Here is a 23,672-nt window from a genome sequence, read left to right on the forward strand (position 1 = left end):
TGCGCTGGAGCCCGGCGGCATCGGCACCGGCTCGGGCCGCTCGATTGCCGGGGTTGATCTTGGCAAGGCCGTCCGCCAGGCGGTGGCCGACGGCATCCTGCTGAAGGGCGGCGGCCATGCGATGGCCGCGGGCGTGACGCTTCGCAAAGAGAAGCTCGCCGAGTTTCGCGCCTATCTCGAAAGCACGCTGGCGCGCGACGTCGCGGAGGCGCGCCACGTCGACGAGCTCTACATCGACGGTGCGGTCTCAGCGCGCGCGGTGACGACGGAGCTTGCGGCCACGCTCAACCGCGCAGGTCCCTTCGGCAGCGGCAATCCGGACGTCGTGCTGGCGCTGCCGGCGCATCAGCTCGTCTATGCCGACGAGGTCGGCCAGGCGCATCTGCGGCTGCGCTTCAAGTCGGGCGACGGCGCCATCGTCAACGGCATCGCGTTCCGTTCGGTCGGACAAAAACTCGGCAATGCGCTGCTCGCCAATCGCGGCCAGCAAGTGCATGTCGCGGGATCGTTGTCGGTTGACCGCTACCAGGGCGCCGAACGCGTGCAGTTCCGCGTCATCGACGTCGCGCTACCGGACCAGGGGCCATCCGTGATTAGATAACAACGGCCCCAAACAACAAAAAAGGGAGTGAACATGGCAGGGCAGGTTGAGGGCAAGGTCGCGCTGGTGACGGGCGGCGCCTCCGGCATCGGCGAGGCGATCGTCGAGCTGTTCGCGCGCGAGGGCGCCACCGTCATTGCAACCGATATCGACGAGCTGCGCGGGCCCGAGCTCGCGAGGCGCATCACCGAGGCCGGCGGCAAGGCGATCTTCCTCGAGCAGGACGTCACCAGCGAGGAACGCTGGATCGAGATCGCAGCCGAGATCGCGAAGCGATACGGCCGGCTCGACATCATGGTCTCCAATGCCGGGATCGGCATTGCCGTGCCCTCGATCGTCGACATGACGCTTGGCGACTGGCGCAAGCAGAACGCGATCAATCTCGACGGCGTGTTTCTCTCCGTGAAGCACTGCCTGCCCTTGATGCGCAAGACCGGTGGCGGCTCGATCGTCATGATGTCCTCGCTCGCGGGCCTGCGCGGCTCGCCGGGGCTGTCGGCCTATTCGGCGACCAAGGGCGGTGTGCGCCTGTTCGCGAAATCGATCGCGATGGAGTGTGCGGCGGCCGGCGACGGCATCCGCGTCAACTCGGTGCATCCCGGCATCATCGACACGCCGATCTGGGGCAAGATCCCGACGGGCGCGACCGGCAACCAGGGCAATGCGCCGATCGATCCCGACGAGCGCGCCAGGGTTGTCACGCCGCTCGGCCGCGCCGGGCAGGCTGCGGAGATCGCCAGCGGCGTGCTGTATCTGGCCTCCGACGCCTCGCGCTACGTCACCGGCAGCGAGCTCGTGATCGATGGCGGCATGAACGCCGGCGGCGTGGCGCGGCGGCAATAGAGCATGATCCGGAAAAAGTGTGCAGCGGTTTTCCGAAAGGATCATGCTCAAGCAATAAGCCGCCGCGCGGGCTGCGAAGGGCAGGGTGGCGCCCGCAGGGGCTGACGCGCAGGCGCCGCCCCTGTACAACGCGAGGAGCTTCCGACCGACAGAGGTTTCCTTCGCCATGGCGCACAGTCTTAACGCTTCCTCATCCTTGCCGGCGCCGTTCCGTTCGAACCGGCCGGACCTCGCCACCGATGCGATCCGCGCCGCGCGCGAGGATCTTGCCGCCTGCTTCCGCATGGCGGCCCGCAACGGTTTTGAGGAGGGCATCTGCAACCATTTCTCGACCGTGGTGCCGGGCCATGACGATCTCTTCCTCGTCAACCCCTACGGCTACGCCTTCCGCGAGCTCACCGCGTCAAAGCTGCTGATCTGCGACTTCCACGGCAATGTGCTCGACGGCGAGGGCGTGCCCGAGGCGACCGCGTTCTACATCCACGCCGAGATGCACAAGCGCCTGCCGCGCGCGAAGGTCGCCTTCCACACCCACATGCCCTATGCCACGGCGCTGTCGATGACCGAGGGCGATCCCCTGATCTGGGCGGGGCAGACCGCGCTGAAGTTCTACGGCCGCACGGCGGTCGATCGCGACTATAACGGCCTCGCGCTCGACAACAGCGAAGGCGCGCGGATCGCATCCGCCGTCGGCGATGCCGACATCGTCTTCATGAAGCATCACGGCGTGATGGTGCTGGCGCCGACCATCGCGGAAGCCTGGGACGATCTCTACTACCTCGAACGCGCTGCCGAGGTGCAGGTGCTGGCGATGTCGACCGGACGAACGGTGCGGCCGGTCGATTCCGCGATTGCGGCCGCCACCTACAAGCAGATGCGCGAGGGCGATTCCGAATCCGCGCGGCTGCATCTTGCCGCGATCCGTAGACAGCTCGATGCCGAGGAGCCGCAGTACCGGCACTGAGGCAGGGGCGCGTCACCCACAGTGTCATTCCGGGGCGCGCCACTTGGCGCGAGCCCGGAATCCATTTTTCTGCGTCGCTTGCTGCACGATGGATTCCGGGTTCGCGCTTCGCGCGCCCCGGAATGACGAGGGGAGAGAGCACACTTACGACCCCTGCCGCAGCTTCGCCAGCACCTTCAGCCCGCCATAGCCATCCGCGGGCGTGATGCCTGCCTTCTGCTGAAAATCCTTGATCGCCTTCATGGTGTCGTTGCCGACGCGGCCGTCGGTGCCGCCGGTGTCGAAGCCTGCCTTGGTCAGCCGCGTCTGCATCTCCTGCACCTCGGCGAGCGTCAGCGCGCGCTCGGAGCCGGGGAAGGGCTGGATGAAGGGCGGCGCGCCGAGGCAGCGGTCGCCGAGATGGCAGATCGCCAGCGCATAGTTCATCGAGGGATTGTAGCTCTTCACGGCGTTGAAATTCGGTCCGAGCAGGAAGGTCGGTCCGCCCGCAACCGGCGTCCATATCTGCGCCGATGCATTCGGTTGCGGAAACGGCTGGCCGTCGGCACGGGTGACACCGGCCGATGCCCAGGCGGCGTATGTGCGGCTCCCGCTCATATCGCCTGATGCGCGTACCTCGTAGCCCCAATGCTCGCCGCGGTGCCATTTGCCGCGGTTGACGAGATATTTCGCCGTCGATCCCAGCGCGTCGTCGGGCTTGCCGAACGGCGAGACCTTGCCGTCGCCGTCATAGTCGATGCCGACATTGAGCCAGACCTCGGGCATCCATTGCGAATGGCCCATCGCACCGGCCCAGGATCCCTGCATCTGCTCCGGGGTGCTCCAGCCCTTGTCGACGATGCGCAGCGCGTTGATCAGCTCGGTTTCCCAATAGGCTTTCCGCCGCGGCTCGTTCCAGGCGAGCGCGGCGAGCGAGGGAAACACCGGTGTCATGTGGTTCTGTTGGACGAGCGGATCGCCGTAGGCGGACTCCACGCCCCACAGCGCCAGCAGCGTGCCGCGCTCGACGCCAAAGTCGCGCTCGATGCGCGCGAGCAAGGCCTCGTTGTTCTTGAGCGCGATCTTGCCGTTGATGATACGCCAGTCGGAGACGCGGCGGTTGATGTACTGCCAGAGCTGCTCGTGGAATTCCGGCTGGTTGCGCATTTGCTTGAACACGCTCATGTCGGGCTCGACGCGCGCCATCGCGCGCTGCCATGTCGCTGCCGAAATGCCCTTTGCCATTGCCCGCGCGCGAAAGCCTTCGCGCCATTCGTCGAAGCCCGGCGGCGCGGCCAAGACGTGCGTCGGGAAAGCGAGCAGGGCGGCTGCGCCGAACGCAGATTTCAGCAAGGTGCGGCGGGTGTGATTGGCCGAGGAATCAGCTTGTTTCATGGACCCATTCTAGCGGGAAACATGGCTCCTGTGAGCACTGGAACAGGAGGAACACGCCACTACGGATCAAAGCCGTGTGCGGGTGATCGCGGCGAGTGCGACCTGGCCAGACGGCGAGGTTAAGAAAGCGTTGAAGGGCGGGCACAGGCCGCCTCCCGCAAAGTCGCGATCCCCAACTTTAAGCCTTTCGTTTTACGGTCGGTTCGTTCCTGTCTGCGCAGATTGCGCGCATGCGGGAGCTGTTCGACATCATCCGTGCCAATCCCTGGCCTTTTGGCGCAGGGCTGTTCGTCGTGATCCTGATGATCATCGCCGAGAATTTCGGCCGGGGCATTCAGGGCGACGGCGCCTTCGGCGATTTTTCGGACGCCGATGGGGGTGACGGAGACGGCGGAGGCGGCGGAGGCGATTAGGCTTCGTCCCGGCGTTCGGCGCATGCGGACTGCCTAATCGTCCTGCAAATCGGTTGCGATGCCGGCGAGCCAGCGCCGGATTGCGATTTCTGCCTTGGCATCCAGGCCCGCCGCGAGGCGCTTCTCCAGTGCAATCACACGTTCCCGGCAAGCTTTCAGCAGCGTCATGCCGCGCGGCGTCAGCGTCCATTGCTGGATGCGGCCGTGGACGGGATGAGGCGTCATCACGATCGCCCCGTCGCGCTCGAGATTGCGGATGATCACGCCGACGGTCTGGGGCGTCAGAAAGGTGAGACGGGCGACGTCGGCGCCCGACAGGCCGGGATAGGCATTGAGCATCGTCAGCACGGCGAATTGCGGCGAGGTCACGCCGAGGTCGGCGAGCGTTCGCTCCATCGTCAGCCGGACCGCGGCGTGGGCCTGGCGCAGCAGATAGCCGAGATAGCCTTCTTCGCCGCGCTTGCCTTCGCCGGGAGCGGGCACGCGCGGCGCGCCGTCGGCGGCCGGCGGGTCGGCGTGCTTTCGGGATGCCGTTTTCTGCCGCGGTTGCGGTCTCGTGATGTCAGCCGTCTTGCGCGTCATATGAGAGCTCTTATAAGATGTAAGTGCTCTTATAATAAGACGAGGTGAACCGCAATGTCACAGGCCCGCAGCGAATACGATGATTTCAAGCGCCTCGCGCCCGATGCCTATGATCTGGTGCTGGCGCTTGGCCAGCTTGCGGCCAAGGCCGGCCTCGACAAGCAGCTCCTCGAACTCGTCAAGCTGCGCGCCTCGCAAATCAATGGCTGCGCCTTTTGCCTGCAGCATCACATCCTGCTCTCCGAGCGGATCGGCGTTCCCGTCGACAAGCTCAATCTGGTCGTGGTCTGGCGCGAGGCGCCGGTCTTCTCCGCACGCGAGCGCGCCGCGCTGGCCTGGACCGAGGCGCTGACCTGTCTGCCCGACGGTGTCAGCGATGAAGTCCATGCGGAGGCTGCTCGCGAATTCTCCGAGACCGAGCTGATGTACCTGACATCCGCGGTGGCCTCGATCAACGTCTGGAACCGTTTTGGCGCGGCCTATCGCTGGACGCCGGCGAAGCGGCCGGTCGCGGCGAATGCCGCGGCATCCTGAAGGCATGAAGAGGAGGTGGACATGACTGGACTGAGTTTGGCCGCTGCGCCGCGACAATTGCCGTCGCCATCGCGCGCGACGATCCTCGCTGTCGTCGGCGGGCTGGCGTGCGCTGTCGCGCTCGGCAAGGCGCTGCCGGTCACGATGGACACGGTCTCCGCTGCGCTGGCGCCGCTTTGCGCCAACCCCGCCGAGAGCTCGCCGCTGGACAAGGTCGAGCCGATCGGCTCCTACGCGCTGCCCAACGTCCCGGGCAAGCGCGTCACCATCGTGCGCGTGTTCTACGGTCCCGGCGGGTTTTCGCGGCCGCACCGTCACGCAGGCTCGGTGACCGCCTACATCACCAAGGGCGAAATCCGCTCCCAGCTTGGCGGTGGCCCGGTCGAGACGTTTGGGGTCGGCCAGTCCTTCTTCGAGCCGCCGGGCTCGACGCATTTGGTCTCGGCCAATGCCAGCGTCACGGAGCCTGCGGAATTGATCGCGGTGTTCGTGGCGGACGAAGGCGCGCAGCTCACGACGTTGTTGGAGTAGCCGGTAGCCCGGATGGAGCGAAGCGCAATCCGGGACCGCTGCATCTGCGCAAGAAGACCCCCGGATGTCGCTGCGCTCCATCCGGGCTACGCGCCGTGCCCCGCGTCAGCCTCCGTACGACGCCGGATCAGGATTGTCCGACGGGTGCTCGAAGGACTTCTTCATCGAGGCCGGCATCGGGACGTGGAAGTTCAGGCCGCGCGGCGGCACCGGCTCCATGAACCATTTGTTGTAGATCTTCTCGATTTCCGGGCTCTTGTAGAGCTTGGCGGTCGCCCGATCGACCACGGCCTTGAACGGCGCGTCGTCCTTGCGCAGCATGATGCCGTAGGGCTCCGGATCCGAAAAGGCGCCGGTGCTGATGGCGTAGAGCGATGGATCCTTCGAGGAGGCGATCATGGCCGCAAGCTGGATGTCATCCATGACGAATGCCTGAGCGCGGTCGGTCTCGACCATCAGGAACGCCTCGGGGACGTCCTTGGCGTTCATCACGGTGATGCCCATGGAGCGTGCAGCGTTGGCTTTGTTGAGCTGGGTCAGGTTGGTCGAGCCTGAGACCGAGACGACGGCCTTGCCCTTGAGGTCGTCGACCTGGTCGAGCTTCAGCGCCTTCTTGGACACGAAGCGGCTTGCCGTGAGGAAATGCGTGTTGGTGAAGGACACCTGCTTCTGGCGGTCGGCGTTGTTGGTCGTCGAGCCGCATTCGAGGTCGACGGTGCCGTTCGCCATCAACGGAATGCGGCTGGACGAGGTGACAATGCTCTCATTGACCTCGAGCTTGTCCAGCTTGAGCTCGGCCTTGATCTCGTCGACGATCTTCATGCAGATGTCGATGGCGTAGCCGACGATCTTCTGCTTGTCGTCGATGTAGCTGAAGGGTACGGCACTGTCGCGTATCCCGAGTGTGATCGCGCCGGTCTCCTTGACCTTCTTCAACGTGCCGCTCAATTCCTGCGCATGAACCGGCGCGGCAAACGCGACGGCCAGAACGGCCGCCGTGGTGAGAAAACGCATGTGATTCCCTTCGCTTTGCTTCGATGCAACGCTTGCGAAGGCGGGGTTTCGCCTTGGCTACCGGTAGCCAAGCAATTCTGGGGCCAGACGGAATCCGCTCGTGGGATGCGGCGCCATGCGATTGTGCGACGGCATTCCCGCCAATCGCCGGGACGACACCGAGAAGGCCGAGCCTGCAAATTAACAGGCTTGGGTTTCAGTTCTCTTCGCTGCTCGATCCCTCGCGCAAATCCGGCTTGATCACATCCTCGGGCAGCGCATGTGCCACGGGCTGCGGGGCGCCCGCGATCTCGGGGCCGACCTCGCGGCCGCGGGCGCGGATCAGGCGCTCATAGGCCGAGACCAGCGTGATGTAGGGACTGACCCAGATCCAGCCGTCGCGGGTGAAGACCTGCACGTCGAAGTGCAGGTGCATGGAGGTGCCGGCGGGATGGTCGAGATAGTTCGAGACCACGCCGATCTTCTCGCCCTCGGTGACGAGGCGGCCGTTGAGCAGGCCGTCCGCGTTCATCGCCTGCGGGTTCATGTGCATGTAGCGGAAGCGGATGTGCTCGGTGCGGCCGTTGATCTCAAGCGTGGCGGCCTGGTCCTTGGAGCCGCGGATCACCATGGCGTCGCGCACCGCGACCACGCCGCGTTGCTTGGGGTCGCAGCGCTCGCCGCCCTCGCCCTGCGGCGGGCACCCGGCCGCACGGATGTCCTCGCCCTGGTGGCCGTAACCGCCGCCGCATTGCCAGACCTCGAAGCTGCGCGACTCGCAGAAATTGTCGCGCCAGGGATAGGCGGTCGGCCCGTCGCTCCTGTCGCGCTTGCCGTAGGATTGCGAGCGCACGAAGGCGGGCGCCTTTTCGAGGGGAAAGCGAATCTGGGCATAGGCCATCACATCGGGATGGCCGCTCTTGTTGCGGTAGCCGGTGTTCGGGATGATGTCGCCGCTCGGCCGGTAGCCGAATTCCGGCGAACGCGCTGAGGGACGATCGATGACGCTGGAGGCGACGTCCGTCAACGGCCGCATGCGCTGGCCGCCGGCGATGCGTAGCGCCTTCAGGAAACGCTCGGCAACCGGAGAGGCTTCCTTGCAGGCGAGCCGGCGCGGCTTCGCCACGCTGTCGAGGCATTGGATCGACACCACATAGGCGACGCCGAAGCGGGTGAAGGCGTAGCGCACATAGCCTTCGCGGATGAACCTGCGCAGATCCGGATAGGTTGCTGCGAGCGGTTTGACCGGCTCGCCCTTGCCGCCGCTGGGATCGGCGATGTCATAGATCAGCGCCGAGCCCGTGATCTGCACCTCGACCGGCCGCGCAAAAACCCGTGTTGGCATGTCGTCGCCGGCGCCCGGGTCCAACGAAAAGCTCGCGCTGTAGCCGGCGGGACCGGCGTCGAACATGTCGACGGGATTGAAATCGGCCTGGTAGCGCGACAGCGCGAGCGTCGCCGGCGCGCCGCTGCGCTGTGCGTCGAGGTAAGCGGCGGCGTCGAACGGCAGCAGCACCGGAACGGAGCTGCGCGCAATGCCGGTGAAGAACTGCGAGGAGACCGCATTGAGCTGCACCAGCGCCGGCATCGCGCGCGGATCGTATCGCGGCACCGAACGGCGCGGCACGAAGATGAAATCGCCGGCAATCTGGGGGCGGCTGTTGATCTCGGTGCGGAGTTGGTCGAGCGCTGCGCGCCAATCGACGCGCAGGGCCGTGAGCGAGGGGCTGCGGAATTCGTCCGCCGCGACCGGGGTTGCAATGAGGAGCGAAAGCAACGCCAGGGCTTGCAAGACGAAGCGGAAACTCTCCCTACCCACTGTCTCGCCCCCCGGCGGTACCTGTCCCGATCCCTCAGTCCCTTTGTTAGTCCTTGGCGCGCTCGGAGTAGGAGCCGTCTTCGGTCATCACCACGATGCGGGTGCCGACCGCGATGTGCGGCGGCACGGTGGTGCGCACGCCGTTGGAGAGCACCGCGGGCTTGTACGAGGACGAAGCGGTCTGACCCTTGGTCACCGGCTCGGTCTCGACCACTTCCAGCGTCACGCGCTGCGGCAGCGCGAGCGAGACCACGTTGACGTCGTGGGTCGACAGCTTGACGGTCATCTCTGGCTGAAGATAGGCGGCCGCGTCGCCAACCACGTCCTTGGAAACCTGGACCTGGTCGTAGCTCTCGGGGTTCATGAAGTGGTAGCCGTCACCATCTTCATAGAGAAAGGTGAAATTGCGCTCTTCGATCGTGGCCTTTTCGACCTGGTCGGTGGTCTTGTAGCGTTCGGAGATCTTTACCCCGTCCGAGATTCGGCGCATTTCGATCTGGCTGACCGGGGTGCCCTTGCCGGGATGGATGTTCTCGGCACTGACGACGACATAAAGCTTGCCGTCTTGCTCGATCACGTTGCCCTTGCGAATAGAACTGGCGATGACTCTCAAAGCTGTATTTCCTGCTTGCTTGGCCCGGCTCAGGCCAGGACGTGGTCAAATTGATGGGGGACTTGGGGCCTCAAATCAGACCTCGGCACCCGTTTCGGGCCGCAACATACGCATTTTGTCGTTGAATGCCAGCATTTTGCTGGCCTGCGGGGTCGTCGGCTGATGGCTGGGGACAAGCCGATTTCGCCGTTCTGGTCGCCCTCGCGCCACCTGGACCGGCGGCCGTTCCTGCAGGCGCGGGGGGCCATTACCGGGTCACTACGGGGCTTTTTCGCCGAACAGGGCTTTGTCGAAGTCGAAACCTCCGTGCTTCAGGTCTCCCCGGGCAATGAGACCCATCTGCATGCTCCCCGGACCGAGATCATGCGGCCCGACGGCAGCCGGGCCAGCCGATATCTACGGACATCGCCGGAATTTGCCTGCAAGAAGCTCCTGGCTGCCGGCGAGGAGCGAATTTTCGAATTCGCACGAGTGTTCCGCGATCGCGAGCGCGGGGACCTGCATCTGCCCGAATTCACCATGCTGGAATGGTACCGGGCGGGCGCCCCCTATGACGCCATCATGGCCGACACCGTGGTGATTGTCGCCCGGGCCGCGCAGGCGACCGGGATCGGGACTTTCGCGTTCCGGGGCCGGACCGCCGACCCCTTCGCCGAGCCGGAACTGCTCACGGTTGCAGGTGCCTTCGAGCGGTTTGCGGGGATCGACCTGCTGTCGACAATCTCGGGCAACAGGGGTAACCGTGCCGCGCTCGCCCAGGCGGCCGGTGGTAGGGTCCGCGTCGCCGAGGACGACACCTGGTCGGACATCTTCAGCAAGGTCTTGGTCGAGCATGTCGAGCCGCATCTGGGGCAGGGCCGTTTGACCATTCTGTTCGAATACCCATCTCCGGAGGCAGCGCTGGCGCGGGTAAAGGCTGGCGATTCCAGGGTCGCGGAACGGTTCGAGGTCTATGCCTGCGGCGTCGAGCTCGCCAACGGCTTCGGCGAACTCACCGACGCCGAGGAGCAGCGCAAGCGCTTCACGGAATCGATGGTGGAGAAGCAGCGCCGCTACGACGAGGCCTATCCGCTGGACGAGGATTTTCTGGCCGCCGTTGCCGCCATGCCGGAGGCAAGCGGTGTCGCGCTCGGCTTCGACCGGCTGGTGATGCTGGCGAGCGGCGCTTCAAGAATTGATCAGGTGGTGTGGACACCGCCTGCAAATGAAACGCTAAGTGAAAAATGACGAAGACCAATCTTGCACGCACCTTGCGCGAACCGGCCGAACTCGTGGCCGAAGGCTTGGCGCCTGCCGCCGCGCTGCCTGCGCTCGAGCACGTCGCCGCGCGCTATGCGGTCGCGATCACGCCGGCGCTGGTCGAGCTGATCGACCCATCCGATCCCGACGATCCCATCGCGCGCCAGTTCGTTCCGAGCGCCGCCGAGCTCGAGGTGCAGCCGGGCGAGAACGCCGATCCGATCGGCGACCACGCGCACTCGCCGGTCCCCGGCATCGTGCACCGCTATCCCGATCGGGTGCTGTTCAAGCTGGTTCACGTCTGCGCAGTCTATTGCCGCTTCTGCTTCCGCCGCGAGATGGTCGGCCCCGGCAAGGAGAACGCGCTCTCGGAAGCGGCCTACCGCGCCGCCATCGACTACATCCGCGCGCACAGCGAGATCTGGGAAGTGATCCTGACCGGCGGCGATCCCCTGATGCTGTCGCCGCGGCGCATGGGCGAGATCATGGCCGACCTCGCCGGCATCGAGCACGTCAAGATCGTCCGCCTTCACACCCGCGTGCCCGTGGCGGACCCTGCGCGCATCAGCGACGAGATGGTCGCGGCACTGAAGGCCGAGGGCGCGACCACCTGGGTCGCGGTGCATGCCAATCATGCGCGGGAGCTGACGGGCGCGGCTCGCGCGGCCTGCGCGCGGCTCGTCGATGCCGGGATTCCCATGGTCAGCCAGTCCGTGCTTTTGCGCGGCGTCAATGACAGCATCGCCGCTCTGTCGGATTTGATGCGAGCTTTCGTCGAATGCCGGATCAAGCCCTACTACCTGCATCACGGCGATCTCGCGCCAGGCACCGCGCATCTGCGCGCCACGATCGCGGAAGGCCAGGACCTCATGCGTCAGTTGCGTGGACGGGTGTCAGGATTGTGCCAGCCTGACTATGTCATCGATATCCCCGGCGGCGCCGGCAAATCGCCGCTGGGCCCGAATTACGTGTTGGCGGAGCAAAATACCGCACCCGAGGCACGTGATGCGGCATTGGAAACGCGCTATCGTATCGTCGACTATTGCGGCGACGTTCATCTCTATCCGCCAGAGACCTGATCGGTTGAGATGCGAGAGCCGGCTTGAGGAACGGAGGAGCAAAATGAGAAACATCATCGCGGCACTATCGCTCCTGGTAGTGTTCGGCGGCACAGGCTTCGCGCAGAGCGGAAGCAAGGGATCGACGACGTCGGGACAGTCGGCGGGTTCCGTGCTGCCTGCGCCGGTCGGGCATCGCCAGCCGCGGGCTTCCGACGTGCCGAGCGAGAAGAATCTGAGCGATCCGAATAATCCGGTGAACAAGGAAGACGCGGCGCTGGACAAGAAAATCAAGAGCATCTGCCGCGGCTGCTGAGGCAGATGGATGTGCGGGCAGGGCGCGACAGCATCACCCCGCCCGCAATCGTCCGCTAGGCGGAACGCTCGTGGAGGCCCGCGCGCGTTGTATTGCGCCGGATCTCGACCGCGTCGGCGAGCTGCTCGAGCACCGTTGCCGTGGTCGCCCAGTCGATGCAGCCGTCGGTGATGCTCTGGCCGTAGGTCAGCGGCTTGCCCGGCACCACGTCCTGGCGGCCGGCGACGAGATTGCTCTCGATCATCACGCCCATGATGCGGTTCTCGCCGCCGGAAATCTGTCCGGCGATATCGGCTGCGACCAGCGGCTGGTTTTCCGGCTTCTTGCTGGAATTGGCGTGGCTTGCATCCACCATCACCTGCGGCGCGACGCCGGATTTCGCCAGCTCGTTGCAGGCGGCGGCGACGCTTTCCGCGTCGTAGTTCGGCTTGCTGCCGCCGCGCAGGATGATGTGACAGTCCTCATTGCCCGCCGTCGAGGCAATCGCCGAGCGGCCGAGTTTTGTGACGGCCATGAAGTGATGCGGATGCGAGGCTGATTTCACCGCGTCGGCGGCGATGCGCACATTGCCGTCGGTGCCGTTCTTGAATCCGACCGGGCAGGACAGCCCCGAGGCCAGCTCGCGATGGATCTGGCTCTCGGTCGTGCGGGCACCGATCGCGGCCCAGGACACCAGGTCCGCAATGTATTGCGGCGTCGTCATGTCGAGGAATTCGGCGCCGGCGGGCAGGCCGAGATTGTTGACCGCGGACAGCACGTTGCGTGCAAGCCGCAGGCCCTTGTTGATGTTGAAGCTGCCGTCGAGGTCGGGATCGTTGATCAGGCCCTTCCAGCCGACCGTGGTGCGCGGCTTCTCGAAATAGACCCGCATCACGATCTCGAGCTGGTCGGCGAGATCTTCGCGCAAGCTCGCAAGGCGCTCGGCGTATTCAAGCGCGGCCTTGGGATCATGCACCGAGCAGGGGCCGACCACGACCAGAAGCCGGTCGTCCTGGCCATTGAGGATGGCGTGGATGGCGTTGCGCGCCGCCATCACCACACGCGTTGCGGTGAGCGTGCGCGGGACTTCCCGCATCACCTCGTCCGGCGTGCTCAGCTCTTTCAGTTCGCGGATACGAAGATCGTCTGTCGTGCTTAGCACGGCGGGCTCCTGTCATTTTGAGAACCTGCCGGCCAATAAAAAAGCCGCCAGGTCTGGCGGCTTGTTCGGACGTTTGCTTCAATATTTTAGATTGAGCGCGATCCTCCTGCCGCCAGCGAGCTGTCGTAGCTAAAGTACCAAAAATAGCTGGTGACGAGGGTGATCATGGCAGGCCATATAGCGCGCCATTGGCGGGTTGTCACCCCCCAATCGGCTGCGGAAGCAACGATCCCGGGTCAGGTGTTGCTGTTGCGTGCCGCCAGCGCCATGCCGATCAGGGTGGCGCCGCCGAACAAAAGGTTGATGCCGACGAGGACGCCGATCGCCCATTCCGCCGAGCTCGGCAGTCCCGTGATCACCATGAACGAGATCGCGATGTCGACGAGGCCCGAGATCAGGAGCCACGACCAGCGGCCGCTCAGTTCGCGGCGATGCTCCAGCGCATACATGATGGTGGCGACGCCCTCGGCGAGGAAATAGGCGCCGAGCACGATGGTCAGCGTCAGCACGGCCTGCATCGGGCGGGCCAGCAGCAACATGCCGGCGAGCACGGCAAGTGCCGCCGAAATCAGCGACCACCAGAAGCCCGGCGTGCTGCGCGCCCAGTAGGTCACGATCAGCCCGCCGATGCCGCTGATCAGGAACATCCAGCCGAGGACGATCGCGACCGCGAGGCTCGCGAGCGGCGGCAGGATCAGCGCGGCGATACCGAGAACGGCGAGCAGGATGCCTTCGAACAGGAAGGCCTTCCAATGCGCCTTGACCGTCCGGCTCATGGCGGATTGCAGCCGTGAAAAATCCTCGGGCGATGGCATGGTGGCCTCTACGTCGCAAGCAGCAGATGGGCTCAATGTAGTATGTGCGCACCGGGCTTGCCATCCCGCGGCTCAGCCGCCACCGGGCGCAGAGGAAAAACCTTCCGCGCTGGTACGGATGCGGTTGCGGCCGAGAATGTAGATCGCACTTGTGACAATCAGAAGCGCGATGCCGAGCAGGATCGAGGTCAGGCCGATCGGGATCAGGGCCAGCGTCAGGTTGCGCTCGGGGTTGATCAGCCAGTGATGGATCGAGGTCAGCACAAAAGCGAGGCCGAGGAAGCCGACGCCGCCGCCGGCGAGCAGCAGCGCCCACATCCGGCGCAACTGGCTCAGCCGCTCGCGCGCCACCTCGGTCCGCGGCGCATGATGGCGCGCGACGCGCCGGACCAGACGCATGGCGAACGCGATCGAGCTGAACCCGATCAGGAGGCTCGCGGCGCCCAGCCACATCCGAAGCGTCGGATCCAGGTCCGGCATCCGCTGGAGCGTGAGCAGCGGGAAGTCGAAAGCCGCATGCAGCGCGAGCGGGCCTGCGAAGATCAGGAGGCGACTGGACAGGCGGGCCCAGTCGCGATGATGGCGGTTTGCGCCCAGCGCCGTGCCGGCGCGCGCGATCGTCAGATAGGCGCCGGCGATGATGCCGAGCGCGCCGTGGAACGGCACCGTGAGCACGCTGCGCAGCGCCGCCAGCGACCGCCACATCTCGGCATGCTGCACGAGATAGGCGAGGTTCTCGTAAGCGGCGAAGCCAAGGCCGACGGCGGCGCCATAGACCACGGTGTCCATCGGATTGGCAAAGGTCCGCCGCTTGGTCGAGGAGACCAGCACGATGGCGATCACCTTGACGGCTTCCTCCGGCAGCGCGACGCCGAACACCGAATGCATGGCGAGCGCCGCCCAGGGGTTGTCGGGGGCCGCGACCATCTTGGCGAAGGGGGCGCGGGCGAGGCCCAGCAGCGAGATGCTGGCCGCGCCGAGCAGGAACGCGGTCCAGACCTGGGCCGGCGGCCCCGGGCGTTCCTCTGCCGCTATGACAAGCCACAACATCAGGAGCGCCGGCGCGATGGCGGCAGTTCCGATGACGGTGGGTAACGCTTCAATCAGGTACATCGGCGTCGAAAATAGGTTCCCTTGACCGGCTTATCTACTTCTACCGATGCGACCATGTGTCATGCGCTTGCTGTCCCGTCGCTTAACAAGCGCGACAGCTTCCGTTCATCGCGTCGTCACCAATGCTGTAGAATGCGAGGATAATCAATCGCATGACGGAACTTGTTCGTCATCAATGGAAACGGTTGCGCGCCTGATATCAGGCCGCGATTGGTCAGCGAGATCAAGGGAATGCGCGGGTTTCTTCGATTCACGATGCATTTGTCCCCGCCGCGCGGCTGGAGGCGCCATGGCCTCAACCCGGACAACGCGCAGCCGGGGCGATCGACCTAGTCACGCTTCGTTGTCCGCCGGCGAAGCGATGAATCGATGCGGCGGGTTCGCATCTGCTCCAGCTCCCAGAAGGCGCGCACGAGGCACGCGCCCAAGCAGGCCGCGATCAGCAGCAGGAGGAAGGCTTGGTCGACCGGGGCGATGTGCATCACGGCGTTGATAAAGCAACGCCCGTGCCATGCGTTCCGGTGTGGATCTGCGCTCCGTGCAACCGTTCCTCACGCGAAGCGCCGGTTGTGGCGGCTCGAATCGGCGGTCGCGGCAAGGCGATTGGAGCCGGCATCGACCGCCCTCAGTGGGTCGTGAACCGCGGCGGCGCATCGGGGGCGATGTCGAACGCCCCGAGATGGAATTCCTCGCCGGCGAACGCGTCCGGCTCGGCGTGTTGGGCGAGCAATGTGAACGCCGCCTGCGGGTATTGCTTCCAGATATCGAGATCGCCCGCGGTGATGGTGAGCCAGCCGAAGGTGTACATGTAGCGTCCGGGCTCGGTGACCCGGCCGACCCTTTCCCAGGTAATCTTCTCGACTGCCATTCGGTCCTCCGGTCGCAAGTCTGCAAATGAAGGCCGGCACGGGGCACGGACCCCCATATGCTGATTCCGCAATGGGGCCGAGATAGGGCGAAGGTGCGGAGGCGGCGTCTGGAGCTTCAGGCCGGCTGCAGCACGGCCGAGCGAACGACCAGGCGGGCGAGGTCGTCCCGCTGCTGTTTTTCGGCGAATTTGACCGCAAAGCCGTCGGCGAATTTCCGGATGACGCGCCCGACGCAGGCCCCGACCGCGAGCGGCGTTCCGATCTGGGGATCGTATTCGCAGGACACCGCGACGCCCGCGGTGGAGACGTCGATGATGAAGCAGGGATGGGTGCCGCCGTCGGCGAGCGTCAGGAAGGTATGCGAGACCTGCGGCACGAACCGCGCGTCGCGCCGCAGTTCCTCGACGCTGGCGTCCTTCTGCTTCTTCTCGAGCCAGGTCAGCTTTTCCGACATCCAGGCGCGCCGCGCCCGCGTCATGTCGAGTTCCATGAGGAAGCCCGTCTTCAGCGTGGCGCTGATGGTGCACTCGAACTCGCCGAAATCCTGGAAGTAGGAGGTCACGCGCTCGCCGACCTTGCCGACGACCGGCACGTCCACGATCATGCGGAACGGCGAGACGCGCTTGGTACGGCAGGCGAAGGTTCGCAGCTTGCCCTCGCAATCGTACCAGCGGTGCAGCGAATAGCTGCCGCTCACGGTGACTTCCACCGCACGCTGCCTGAGGAACTCTGCGACGGACATCAGCACCAATCGTGTTGTGGATTGCTTCCCGTGTTTCCACGGTAGCGGACAACCTCTAAGCAAATGATACCGGCATTCAGGAGCAGGGGTAAATTTGCGGTAAACGCGTGGGTCGGTATCGCGTCATCGTGAGCGCGGCGACCCATGGCAGATGCGCCGCGGCGGTTTTTGCCGACCTCGCCGGCGACACATTCGTGTCCATCAATTGCCAATCCGTGTCGGATTGTGTCTCGACGCGAATGCCGCTAGTGCAACCTCGATGATGCCGTCCGAGAATTACCGGCCAGATATTGACGGGCTCCGTGCCGTTTCGATCCTGCTGGTGGTCGGCTATCACGCGCACCCCTGGATGCTGCCCGGCGGCTTCGTCGGCGTCGACGTCTTCTTTGTCATCTCGGGCTTTCTGATCACGCGGATATTACTGGCGCCCGGCGGCGTTCCGCTCGCGACATTCTACGCGCGGCGGATCAGGCGGATCTTTCCGGCGCTGATCGCCGTGCTGCTGGCGACCTATGCGCTGGGATGGGCAATCCTGCTGCCCCCACAGTTCCGTCTGCTCGGAGAGAACATCGCGGCCAGCGTTCTCTTCGCCTCGAACCTGTTCCAGCTCGGGCAGGCCGGCTATTTTGCGCCGCTCGCTGCCGAGAATCCGCTTCTCCACCTCTGGTCGCTCGGCGTCGAGGAGCAGTTCTACATCTTCTGGCCGCTGGCGCTCGGCCTGCTGGCGCGCTCGCGGTGGCGGCGGCAGTACATCCTCGGCGCAATCGCGCTGTCGCTGGCCGCCGGCGTGGCGCTGGCGGCGACGAACCCGGATTGGGGCTTCTACGCGCCCTTGCCGCGGGCCTGGGAGTTGCTGATCGGCGGCCTCGTGGCCGAGGCCAACCTCGTCCGCAAAGGCAGCAGCAACCTGCTCGGCGCGATCGGCCTTGGCGCCATTGCAGCGTCCGCCCTGCTGTTCGATCGCTCGATGTCCTTTCCGGGAGCATTGGTGCTGCTCCCAATTGTCGGCGCCGCGCTCGTCATCACGTCGCCGAATGCCGCGGTCAACCGCGTGCTGTTGTCGAGCAGGCCCGCCGTGCTGCTCGGTCTCATCAGCTACCCGCTCTATCTCTGGCACTGGCCGCTGCTCGCCTATCTCGGAATCGTGCGGCATGGGGTGCCGAATTTCATCGAGATCTGGGCCGCGGTCCTCGCCGCGACCGTGCTTTCGATCCTGACCTACCGCTTCATCGAACAGCCGATCCGCCATCGACGCAACGTCGTGCCGGCCTTGTCGATCACGCTGGCTTCGGTGGGTGCGATCGGTATCGCCACGATCCTCTCCGCCGGCTTCGTCTCGCGATTTCCGCAGGCGTTGCAGGCGATCGCGGCCGTCAGCACCGATGACAATCCTGCATTCAAGGATCACTGCTTCCTGGAGGCGCCGGGTAGCGGCTTTGATACGAGCTGCGTCGAGCGGGGCGACAAGCCGCTGCTGCTGTTGTGGGGCGATTCAAACGGCGCGGCTCTCTATCCGGCCGTGGTGGAGGCGGCACAACGCGCTTCGTTCCGCGTCGGGCGTTTCAATGCGCCTGGCTGTGCGCCGATCCTCGGTGCGGGACCGAACGCGTCCTGCGTCGAAAGCAACGCCAGGGCTGTTGCCCTCATCAGGGAATCTCGTCCGGACGTCGTCGTGCTGCACGCGATGTGGGGTTTCGACAACGACCTGAACAAGCTCGGCAGCACCATCGCCGCCCTGCGCGGCGCCGGGGTGGCGCGCGTGGTCATCATCGGGCCGCCTCCGGTGTGGAAGCGCACGCTGCCGCACGCGGTCATCAACCACTATCGCTTCTCCCATGACCTGCCGGACCGGCTCGGCTCCGGCGTTTCGGGCCCTGCCGAGGACGAGCTGATGGCGGATTTCAGCAAATCCGCAGGCGTCGACTATGTGTCATTGCGCAAGGTGCTTTGCGATCCGCGGCAACAGTGCCTGGTCCGCACGCCGGACGGTGAGGTGGTCGCGACCGATACGATCCATCTGTCGCCGGGCGGGGCGAGGTTGGTGATCGAGGTCATCGGCGGGGATCTGTTTCGCGGGCCGCATCCATGACCGCACCGTCGGCGGGTTTCCCGCTTCCGCGCCCCAAACGCGTGCGCCGCGCCGGCACTACGTCGAGTTGATCGCGCCGCCGACCGCGTGTTACTGATCAATTCTGGATTGTTTGGATTGATTTCATGCAGGCAACCGATTTCAGCGCAACGCTGCAAAATTTGTTCGCGAAAGGCCTGCGTTACGGCACCGTGGTCGACCTCGGGTGCGCCGACGGGCACTTCGTGCTCAACCATCTGTCGTGCCTCGGCGATGCGGTGCCGCTCAACATCGACGCCAATCGGATCTACGAGGACTCGCTCAAGGCGATCAAGGAGGCGCTTGGCGGGCACTATCGCATCTGCGCCATCACCGACCACGAAGGCGAGATCGAGATCACCGAATCCGTGCATCCTTACTGGTCATCGGTGCGCCCGGCAGGCGACCTCTACTGGTCGCGGGTCAACGATTTGATCAAGAGCAAGGTCAAGGTCCCGGCGCGGACGCTCGACGCGCTGGTCCAGGAGCTGTCGCTCAAGCCGCCGTTCCTGCTCAAGCTCGACGTGCAGGGGGCGGAGCAGGCGGCGCTGAAGGGCGCGCGCCATGTGCTGGAAAATTGCAGTGTGGTGGTGTGCGAGGCCGACATTGACGACTTCCAGGACATCAACGCGACGCTGCTGGCGGCGGGCTTCTTTCTTTACGACCTGACGACGCTGCAGCGCCTGCGCGACGGAACGCTCGGCTGGTTCTATCCGGTCTATGTCAGCGGCAAGCTCGCGCATCTCAAGCCGCAGGCGTTCTGGGATGTCGGCGACAACGCGGCGGTGATCGGCGTCCAGGAGACGCGCCGCAAGACGATCCTCGAGCAGAACAGGAAAATCCTCAACCGGCTGCGTTACGGGCACATCAAGGTTGGACGCAACGATCCCTGTCCCTGCGGTTCAGGCGAGAAATTCAAGCATTGTTGCGGCAGCTACTGATCCCAAGGCGCCGCAGGTGCGAGACGGCCTCCGGAGACGGCGTTCAAGAGCGGGCAGCGAATGAGGGGTGCTGGCGCTCCCTAGCGGAATCGAACCGCTCTCTCCACCGTGAAAGGGTGGCGTCCTAACCGATAGACGAAGGGAGCAAACGCAAGGCCCCGCCGCTCTTCGCGGCACGGCCGCCGTCCGCACGAGTCGTGCCCGGCGGTTTGCGGCGGGCGAACGTATAGTGGCCTTTGGGCCCGTGGGCAAGCCGTTCGGGAACGGTCTTTTGGGGGCGGTGGATAGCCTCGCCCCCGGGATCATTCGGGGGCGATTTCAACGGTTTATTAGGGTTCCCTGCGGTAGCTGGAATGGGAGATTTTTTCATCCATGCCACAGCCCACCAAGCGCGCAGCCCGCAAACTGCTGTCGCGGCATGCCTGGATCACGCTGGACGGCGGGTTCGCCGCGCGGCATTGCCTGGTCCAGGACATCTCGAGCTCGGGCGCCAAGATCACGATGGACGAGGATGCGAGCCAGCTTCCGGGCGTGGTCCGGATGGCGTTCTCGCGCGATGCGCGGACCGGGCGGAGCTGCCAGGTGGTCTGGCGCCGCGGCAAATCGGCCGGCATCAAGTTCCTCTGAGCTCGGCCGGCGCGACCCGGATGGCGCAGGGCAGCCGTCCGGGCTAGAACGCGTGGGATGCGCGCAACGATCCTCATTCCCGGCTGTCTTGTTTTCAGCTGTCTTGCAGCGACCTCCGCCACAGCGGCCGAGAGCCTGCGCCTGCCCGCCGCTGAGCGGCCGCAGGCGGGCAAGGCCTCGTCAGTGAAGACCTTGCCGCTGAAGAGCGCGGCCGGGAGCGCTAAGGCCGGCTCCTGCGCGTCCTATGGCCCGCGCTTCGTCATGGTCGAGGGCACCGGCACCTGCGTGAAGATCGGCGGCTCGATCAGCATCGACGCCACCGTCCGGCGCTGACCGACATGTCGCCGGATCTGTTGCGGCTCGATATCCTCGTCCCTGTGATGATGTACTGCGCGCTGCTGTGGTGGGTCGGCCGCGGCCTGAGCTGGACCGCGCGGCTTGCCACCGCGGTGGTGACGCTGGTGCTGATCATCTGCGTGCTGCTGGTCGAGCGCGGCTGGCGCTAGGGCCCGCCAAGAGGACCCGCCAAAACAAAAAAATGACAAACAACCCCATGCACAGTAGCCGTCAAGTGCGAAGATGAGGCGCCGGAAACGCGAATCCTCGCGACAGCAGCGCGACTTAGGCCGCGCCGCCGCCTCACGACATCGGCGGGGCCACATGCTGCGCGAATCCGGGCCGTTTGCCGAGCTCGGCGAGCCAGCGCGTCAGGTGCGGCTGGGCCGGGCGGGTGACGCCCTCGACGCCGAGCCAGCGCCGCGCATAAGACCCGATCGCGATATCGGCCAGCGTGAACTGGTCGCCCTCCATGAAGCGGCGCGATGAGAGCAGGCGGTCGGCGATCGCCCAGACCTCGGCGGCAGCATCCGCATCCCTCTGCACCTGGAGCATGTCGCGCTCCGCGGGYGGCGTGCGCACGATGCCCCAGAACACCGGCCGGTCGACCGGCTGTACCGTCGACAGCGTCCAGTCGAGCCAGCGGTCGACCGAGCTGCGCAGCTTCGGCGCCTCCGGATAGATCGGCGTACCACGGCCATGCGCGAGGCAGAGATAGCGCAGGATCGAGTTGGACTCCCACAGCACGAAATCGCCATCGACCAGCGTCGGGATCCGTGCATTGGGATTCATCGCGAGATAGTCGGCCTCGCGGGTCTTGCCAAAACTCATGCCGGCGTCGATGCGCTCATAGGGCAGGCCAAGCTCGGTGAGGCACCACAGCACTTTCTGCACGTTGACCGAGTTGGCGCGGCCCCAGATCGTCAGCTTGCTGTCCGGCATCTCTTGACCTCCCGCGGCGCTTTTTGCTGTCGTCGTTTTTTGGTGTCGTAGCCCGGATGGAGCGAAGCGCAATCCGGGGTGCTTCGGCCGCAGTGGTCCCGGATTACGCTGCGCTCCATCCGGGCTACGCGCCCACCTCGCGGGTGATAGCTGAATTCCCTGGAGCCAGCGACGGCGATTGCGCCGGGCCTCTCATGCAAAAAGCTCCGCCGTCGGCGGAGCTTTCATGCATGCTGGTCGGTCGATCAGTGGCCCAAGAACAGCCACAGCAGGATGATCACCGGGATCGGCACGCCCAGCATCCACAACAACAATCCTCGTCCCATTGCGTTCCTCCTCCAATCGCATTGTCGAAGGGTGAACGCAGGCGGCGAGGGCTTGTTCCTACGGGAATTACCAGTGGCCGGTGTTCGGCATCGACGACCACGGCTCCTGCGGCGCTTTCGGCTCGCCCTTCTGCAGCAGCTCGATCGAGTGCAGATCGGGCGAGCGCACGAAGGCCATGTTGCCGTCGCGCGGCGGCCGGTTGATGGTGACGCCGGCCTTCATCAGCTTCTCGCAGGTGGCATAGATGTCGTCGACCTCATAGGCGAGATGGCCGAAGAAGCGGTCCTCGCCGTACTTCTCCTCGTCCCAATTGTAGGTGAGCTCGACCAGCGGCGCGCCGCGCGTGTTGGGCTGCTTCTTCAGCGCCTCGAGGTCGTCGGCCGAGCACAGGAACACCAGCGTGAAACGCCCCTTGTCGTTCTCGATCCGCCGCACCTCCTTCAGTCCCAGCGCATCCTGGTAAAACTTCATCGCGACATCGAGATTGCGCACGCGCAGCATGGTGTGGAGGTATCGCATGGTTGTTGCTCCCTTGGAACGGATGGAGGGTTTTTGGTTTCGGGCGGGGGCGATGAATAGCAGCAAAATGCGACAAGGGGCAGGGGGCGCGTGCACATGCGCGTGAGGAGGACGGCCGGTGAAGTATCGCAACGCGGTGGGCCTGAAGTCACGCCGCTTATCCGAACCAGGGTGGAGCGCGGCTTCATCACGTGCCATGGCTTGAATTTCGTCAAACGACCGGCGTATCTATTGGTCACCATGGACGATTATCCCAAACGCCTTAAGCCAAAAGTCGACGCCAGTGGGTGGGAGAAGGAGCCATTTGACGAGTGGCGGCGGAGAGCTCGGCGCCAGTTCAGAACGGTCCCCGAGAACGTAGCCCGTTACTGGCTCCATGAGCATTGGGGCAAGTCGCCGTATTCCTACCTGCGCTCGGCCAACTATCAATTTGAGCTCGTGACGTGGAAATCAGAACGGCTGTTTGAGGTGCTATCGATCTGGAATCGCTTCAACGCCGACCAGAAGGACTGCGTCAGCCACGGCCACCGCCTAGTGGATGATTGGGAGTTCGATGAGCCTTACCGGACGTCGGCCTATATGCTTCAGCACGGCGATTTTCCAGCGCCGATCATCGTTCTCGACAATCGAGACGCGCACATCAACCGCGAAACGGTTGAGTTTCCCGATCAAGTGCTTCCGGCAGCCTATCTGTTGATGGAGGGCCATCGCCGCTTCAACATCGCGTTGTATCTGCACACTACTGGCAGATTGAAACCGGAGGTGCATCTCTGGCTCATGACGAGAATCCGGGTTGGTTAGGCCGAGATGTTCTCAACGATCGCCGCCAGGATTTGGCGGGAGTGCAGCAGGAGGGCCGGGCAGAAGTTCGCTACCCGGAGGTCCATCGCTTCATAGAGACGGACCTAGAGGTGGCGGCACATCTCGATCTCCTCAGCGTTCGGAGTCTTACCCTCGACTTCGACACGCACCGGGCTATCAGGATGTAAGGGCGGTGCAGGTGAAGCTTGGTCGTACCGTCATCGAAGATGATGCCCCGACGGCGAATGAATTTGATGCACTGTCACCGCAATTCCATCTCCTGCCTTTGGAGATGCCCTTGCGTGCCACTTGGACGCCCTTGGCGCAAAGCATAGCCTGTGGCTGAAAACAGCGAGAGGTTGTATGGGATTACGGCAACAGTGCCGCCATCGTAATCGCGAGTTGCTGAAGCGTCCGCAGTATTGATTATCCCCAGAAATCGTCGGCRTCGCGACAGAGTTACCCTCGAACTTCGTTTTCGGAAAAACACGCTGATTTAGAAGGTTATAGGC

27 protein-coding genes and 1 tRNA gene are annotated in these 23,672 nt (G+C 64.8%); 15 read left to right on the top strand and 13 right to left on the bottom strand.

Annotated elements, in window-relative coordinates; all coding sequences use genetic code 11:
• From ACXJMY_RS35585 to ACXJMY_RS35595, 3 genes are all read left to right on the top strand, one after another.
• The coding region (locus ACXJMY_RS35585; protein WP_456624023.1) for a DHHA1 domain-containing protein at positions 1 to 601 on the top strand (601 nt) is incomplete at its 5' end.
• A 33-nt stretch (positions 602 to 634) separates the two neighbouring features.
• Positions 635 to 1,444: an SDR family NAD(P)-dependent oxidoreductase gene (locus tag ACXJMY_RS35590; RefSeq protein WP_456624024.1), complete on the top strand. Its 810-nt coding sequence runs from the start codon at positions 635 to 637 to the stop codon at positions 1,442 to 1,444.
• 166 nt (positions 1,445 to 1,610) lie between these two features.
• Positions 1,611 to 2,408, top strand: a complete 798-nt coding sequence (locus ACXJMY_RS35595; protein WP_456624025.1) for an aldolase — start codon at positions 1,611 to 1,613, stop codon at positions 2,406 to 2,408.
• A 144-nt stretch (positions 2,409 to 2,552) separates the two neighbouring features.
• Here the strand turns inward: ACXJMY_RS35595 and ACXJMY_RS35600 are convergent, their stop codons facing one another.
• Positions 2,553 to 3,782 carry a lytic murein transglycosylase gene (locus ACXJMY_RS35600; protein WP_456624026.1) on the bottom strand — a complete coding sequence of 410 codons (1,230 nt, stop codon included), beginning with the start codon at positions 3,780 to 3,782 and terminating at the stop codon, positions 2,553 to 2,555.
• Positions 3,783 to 4,012: 230 nt separating this feature from the next.
• On the opposite strand from ACXJMY_RS35600, the gene ACXJMY_RS35605 reads away from it, so the two are divergent.
• Positions 4,013 to 4,195: a hypothetical protein gene (locus ACXJMY_RS35605; RefSeq protein WP_456624027.1), complete on the top strand. Its 183-nt coding sequence runs from the start codon at positions 4,013 to 4,015 to the stop codon at positions 4,193 to 4,195.
• A 33-nt stretch (positions 4,196 to 4,228) separates the two neighbouring features.
• Here ACXJMY_RS35605 and ACXJMY_RS35610 read toward each other — a convergent pair whose 3' ends face one another.
• Positions 4,229 to 4,777, bottom strand: coding sequence for a MarR family winged helix-turn-helix transcriptional regulator (locus tag ACXJMY_RS35610; RefSeq protein ID WP_456624028.1), 549 nt, complete (start codon positions 4,775 to 4,777; stop codon positions 4,229 to 4,231).
• A 54-nt stretch (positions 4,778 to 4,831) separates the two neighbouring features.
• Between ACXJMY_RS35610 and ACXJMY_RS35615 the strand changes: the two genes are divergently transcribed.
• Both ACXJMY_RS35615 and ACXJMY_RS35620 read left to right on the top strand, forming a co-directional pair.
• Entirely contained in the window at positions 4,832 to 5,311 is a 480-nt protein-coding gene (locus tag ACXJMY_RS35615) for a carboxymuconolactone decarboxylase family protein (RefSeq protein ID WP_456624029.1), read from the top strand.
• Between the two features lie 21 nt (positions 5,312 to 5,332).
• Positions 5,333 to 5,842 carry a cupin domain-containing protein gene (locus tag ACXJMY_RS35620; RefSeq protein WP_456624030.1) on the top strand — a complete coding sequence of 170 codons (510 nt, stop codon included), beginning with the start codon at positions 5,333 to 5,335 and terminating at the stop codon, positions 5,840 to 5,842.
• Between the two features lie 105 nt (positions 5,843 to 5,947).
• On the opposite strand, the gene ACXJMY_RS35625 is transcribed toward ACXJMY_RS35620, so the two are convergent.
• The 3 genes from ACXJMY_RS35625 to efp form a co-directional block, all read right to left on the bottom strand.
• Positions 5,948 to 6,856, bottom strand: coding sequence for an amino acid ABC transporter substrate-binding protein (locus tag ACXJMY_RS35625; protein ID WP_456624031.1), 909 nt, complete (start codon positions 6,854 to 6,856; stop codon positions 5,948 to 5,950).
• A gap of 196 nt (positions 6,857 to 7,052) precedes the next feature.
• Positions 7,053 to 8,654 (bottom strand): M23 family peptidase, encoded by a 1,602-nt coding sequence (locus ACXJMY_RS35630; protein ID WP_456624032.1) that lies wholly within the window; start codon positions 8,652 to 8,654, stop codon positions 7,053 to 7,055.
• 46 nt (positions 8,655 to 8,700) lie between these two features.
• Complete coding sequence (efp, locus tag ACXJMY_RS35635) at positions 8,701 to 9,267, bottom strand: elongation factor P (RefSeq protein WP_456624033.1); 567 nt, start codon at positions 9,265 to 9,267, stop codon at positions 8,701 to 8,703.
• Between the two features lie 162 nt (positions 9,268 to 9,429).
• Here efp and epmA point away from each other — a divergent pair, with 162 nt between their 5' ends.
• The 3 genes from epmA to ACXJMY_RS35650 are packed head-to-tail and all read left to right on the top strand — an operon-like array spanning position 9,430 to position 11,880.
• Positions 9,430 to 10,494 (top strand): EF-P lysine aminoacylase EpmA, encoded by a 1,065-nt coding sequence (gene epmA, locus ACXJMY_RS35640; protein ID WP_456624034.1) that lies wholly within the window; start codon positions 9,430 to 9,432, stop codon positions 10,492 to 10,494.
• The gene (locus ACXJMY_RS35645) at positions 10,491 to 11,585 is read left to right on the top strand and encodes a lysine-2,3-aminomutase-like protein (protein ID WP_456624035.1); all 1,095 of its coding nucleotides are present in this window, start codon (positions 10,491 to 10,493) and stop codon (positions 11,583 to 11,585) included. The genes epmA and ACXJMY_RS35645 overlap by 4 nt, the downstream gene beginning before the upstream one ends.
• Before the next feature lie 43 nt (positions 11,586 to 11,628).
• Positions 11,629 to 11,880 carry a hypothetical protein gene (locus ACXJMY_RS35650; RefSeq protein ID WP_456624036.1) on the top strand — a complete coding sequence of 84 codons (252 nt, stop codon included), beginning with the start codon at positions 11,629 to 11,631 and terminating at the stop codon, positions 11,878 to 11,880.
• Positions 11,881 to 11,935: 55 nt separating this feature from the next.
• Here ACXJMY_RS35650 and ACXJMY_RS35655 read toward each other — a convergent pair whose 3' ends face one another.
• The 5 genes from ACXJMY_RS35655 to ACXJMY_RS35675 all read right to left on the bottom strand — a co-directional run bounded on the left by ACXJMY_RS35655 (position 11,936) and on the right by ACXJMY_RS35675 (position 16,560).
• Positions 11,936 to 13,021, bottom strand: coding sequence for a 3-deoxy-7-phosphoheptulonate synthase (locus ACXJMY_RS35655; RefSeq protein ID WP_456624037.1), 1,086 nt, complete (start codon positions 13,019 to 13,021; stop codon positions 11,936 to 11,938).
• A 236-nt stretch (positions 13,022 to 13,257) separates the two neighbouring features.
• The gene (locus ACXJMY_RS35660) at positions 13,258 to 13,836 is read right to left on the bottom strand and encodes an HdeD family acid-resistance protein (RefSeq protein ID WP_456624038.1); all 579 of its coding nucleotides are present in this window, start codon (positions 13,834 to 13,836) and stop codon (positions 13,258 to 13,260) included.
• Positions 13,837 to 13,908: 72 nt separating this feature from the next.
• The gene (locus ACXJMY_RS35665; RefSeq protein ID WP_456624039.1) at positions 13,909 to 14,949 is read right to left on the bottom strand and encodes a PrsW family glutamic-type intramembrane protease; all 1,041 of its coding nucleotides are present in this window, start codon (positions 14,947 to 14,949) and stop codon (positions 13,909 to 13,911) included.
• Between the two features lie 625 nt (positions 14,950 to 15,574).
• Positions 15,575 to 15,817 carry a hypothetical protein gene (locus tag ACXJMY_RS35670; protein ID WP_456624040.1) on the bottom strand — a complete coding sequence of 81 codons (243 nt, stop codon included), beginning with the start codon at positions 15,815 to 15,817 and terminating at the stop codon, positions 15,575 to 15,577.
• Between the two features lie 116 nt (positions 15,818 to 15,933).
• Entirely contained in the window at positions 15,934 to 16,560 is a 627-nt protein-coding gene (locus ACXJMY_RS35675) for a PilZ domain-containing protein (protein WP_456624041.1), read from the bottom strand.
• 259 nt (positions 16,561 to 16,819) lie between these two features.
• Here ACXJMY_RS35675 and ACXJMY_RS35680 point away from each other — a divergent pair, with 259 nt between their 5' ends.
• Positions 16,820 to 18,649: an acyltransferase family protein gene (locus ACXJMY_RS35680; RefSeq protein WP_456624042.1), complete on the top strand. Its 1,830-nt coding sequence runs from the start codon at positions 16,820 to 16,822 to the stop codon at positions 18,647 to 18,649.
• 125 nt (positions 18,650 to 18,774) lie between these two features.
• On the top strand, positions 18,775 to 19,608 hold the full coding sequence (locus ACXJMY_RS35685; protein ID WP_456624043.1) for an FkbM family methyltransferase: 834 nt from the start codon (positions 18,775 to 18,777) through the stop codon (positions 19,606 to 19,608).
• Positions 19,609 to 19,679: 71 nt separating this feature from the next.
• Here ACXJMY_RS35685 and ACXJMY_RS35690 read toward each other — a convergent pair.
• Positions 19,680 to 19,754 (bottom strand) — tRNA-Glu (locus tag ACXJMY_RS35690).
• 226 nt (positions 19,755 to 19,980) lie between these two features.
• Here ACXJMY_RS35690 and ACXJMY_RS35695 point away from each other — a divergent pair.
• The 3 genes from ACXJMY_RS35695 to ACXJMY_RS35705 are packed head-to-tail and all read left to right on the top strand — an operon-like array spanning position 19,981 to position 20,741.
• Positions 19,981 to 20,235 carry a PilZ domain-containing protein gene (locus ACXJMY_RS35695; protein ID WP_456624044.1) on the top strand — a complete coding sequence of 85 codons (255 nt, stop codon included), beginning with the start codon at positions 19,981 to 19,983 and terminating at the stop codon, positions 20,233 to 20,235.
• A 57-nt stretch (positions 20,236 to 20,292) separates the two neighbouring features.
• On the top strand, positions 20,293 to 20,568 hold the full coding sequence (locus ACXJMY_RS35700) for a hypothetical protein (protein WP_456624045.1): 276 nt from the start codon (positions 20,293 to 20,295) through the stop codon (positions 20,566 to 20,568).
• Between the two features lie 5 nt (positions 20,569 to 20,573).
• A complete protein-coding gene (locus tag ACXJMY_RS35705) occupies positions 20,574 to 20,741 on the top strand; it encodes a hypothetical protein (RefSeq protein ID WP_456624046.1) in 168 nt (55 codons plus the stop codon).
• Positions 20,742 to 20,874: 133 nt separating this feature from the next.
• On the opposite strand, the gene ACXJMY_RS35710 is transcribed toward ACXJMY_RS35705, so the two are convergent.
• Positions 20,875 to 21,513 carry a glutathione S-transferase family protein gene (locus ACXJMY_RS35710; protein ID WP_456624047.1) on the bottom strand — a complete coding sequence of 213 codons (639 nt, stop codon included), beginning with the start codon at positions 21,511 to 21,513 and terminating at the stop codon, positions 20,875 to 20,877.
• A gap of 393 nt (positions 21,514 to 21,906) precedes the next feature.
• Entirely contained in the window at positions 21,907 to 22,359 is a 453-nt protein-coding gene (locus ACXJMY_RS35715) for a VOC family protein (protein WP_456624048.1), read from the bottom strand.
• Between the two features lie 96 nt (positions 22,360 to 22,455).
• Here ACXJMY_RS35715 and ACXJMY_RS35720 point away from each other — a divergent pair, with 96 nt between their 5' ends.
• Positions 22,456 to 23,160, top strand: a complete 705-nt coding sequence (locus tag ACXJMY_RS35720; RefSeq protein WP_456624049.1) for a hypothetical protein — start codon at positions 22,456 to 22,458, stop codon at positions 23,158 to 23,160.
• Positions 23,161 to 23,672: the final 512 nt, after the last annotated feature.

It is taken from the genome of Bradyrhizobium sp. P5_C12 (assembly GCF_054049735.1).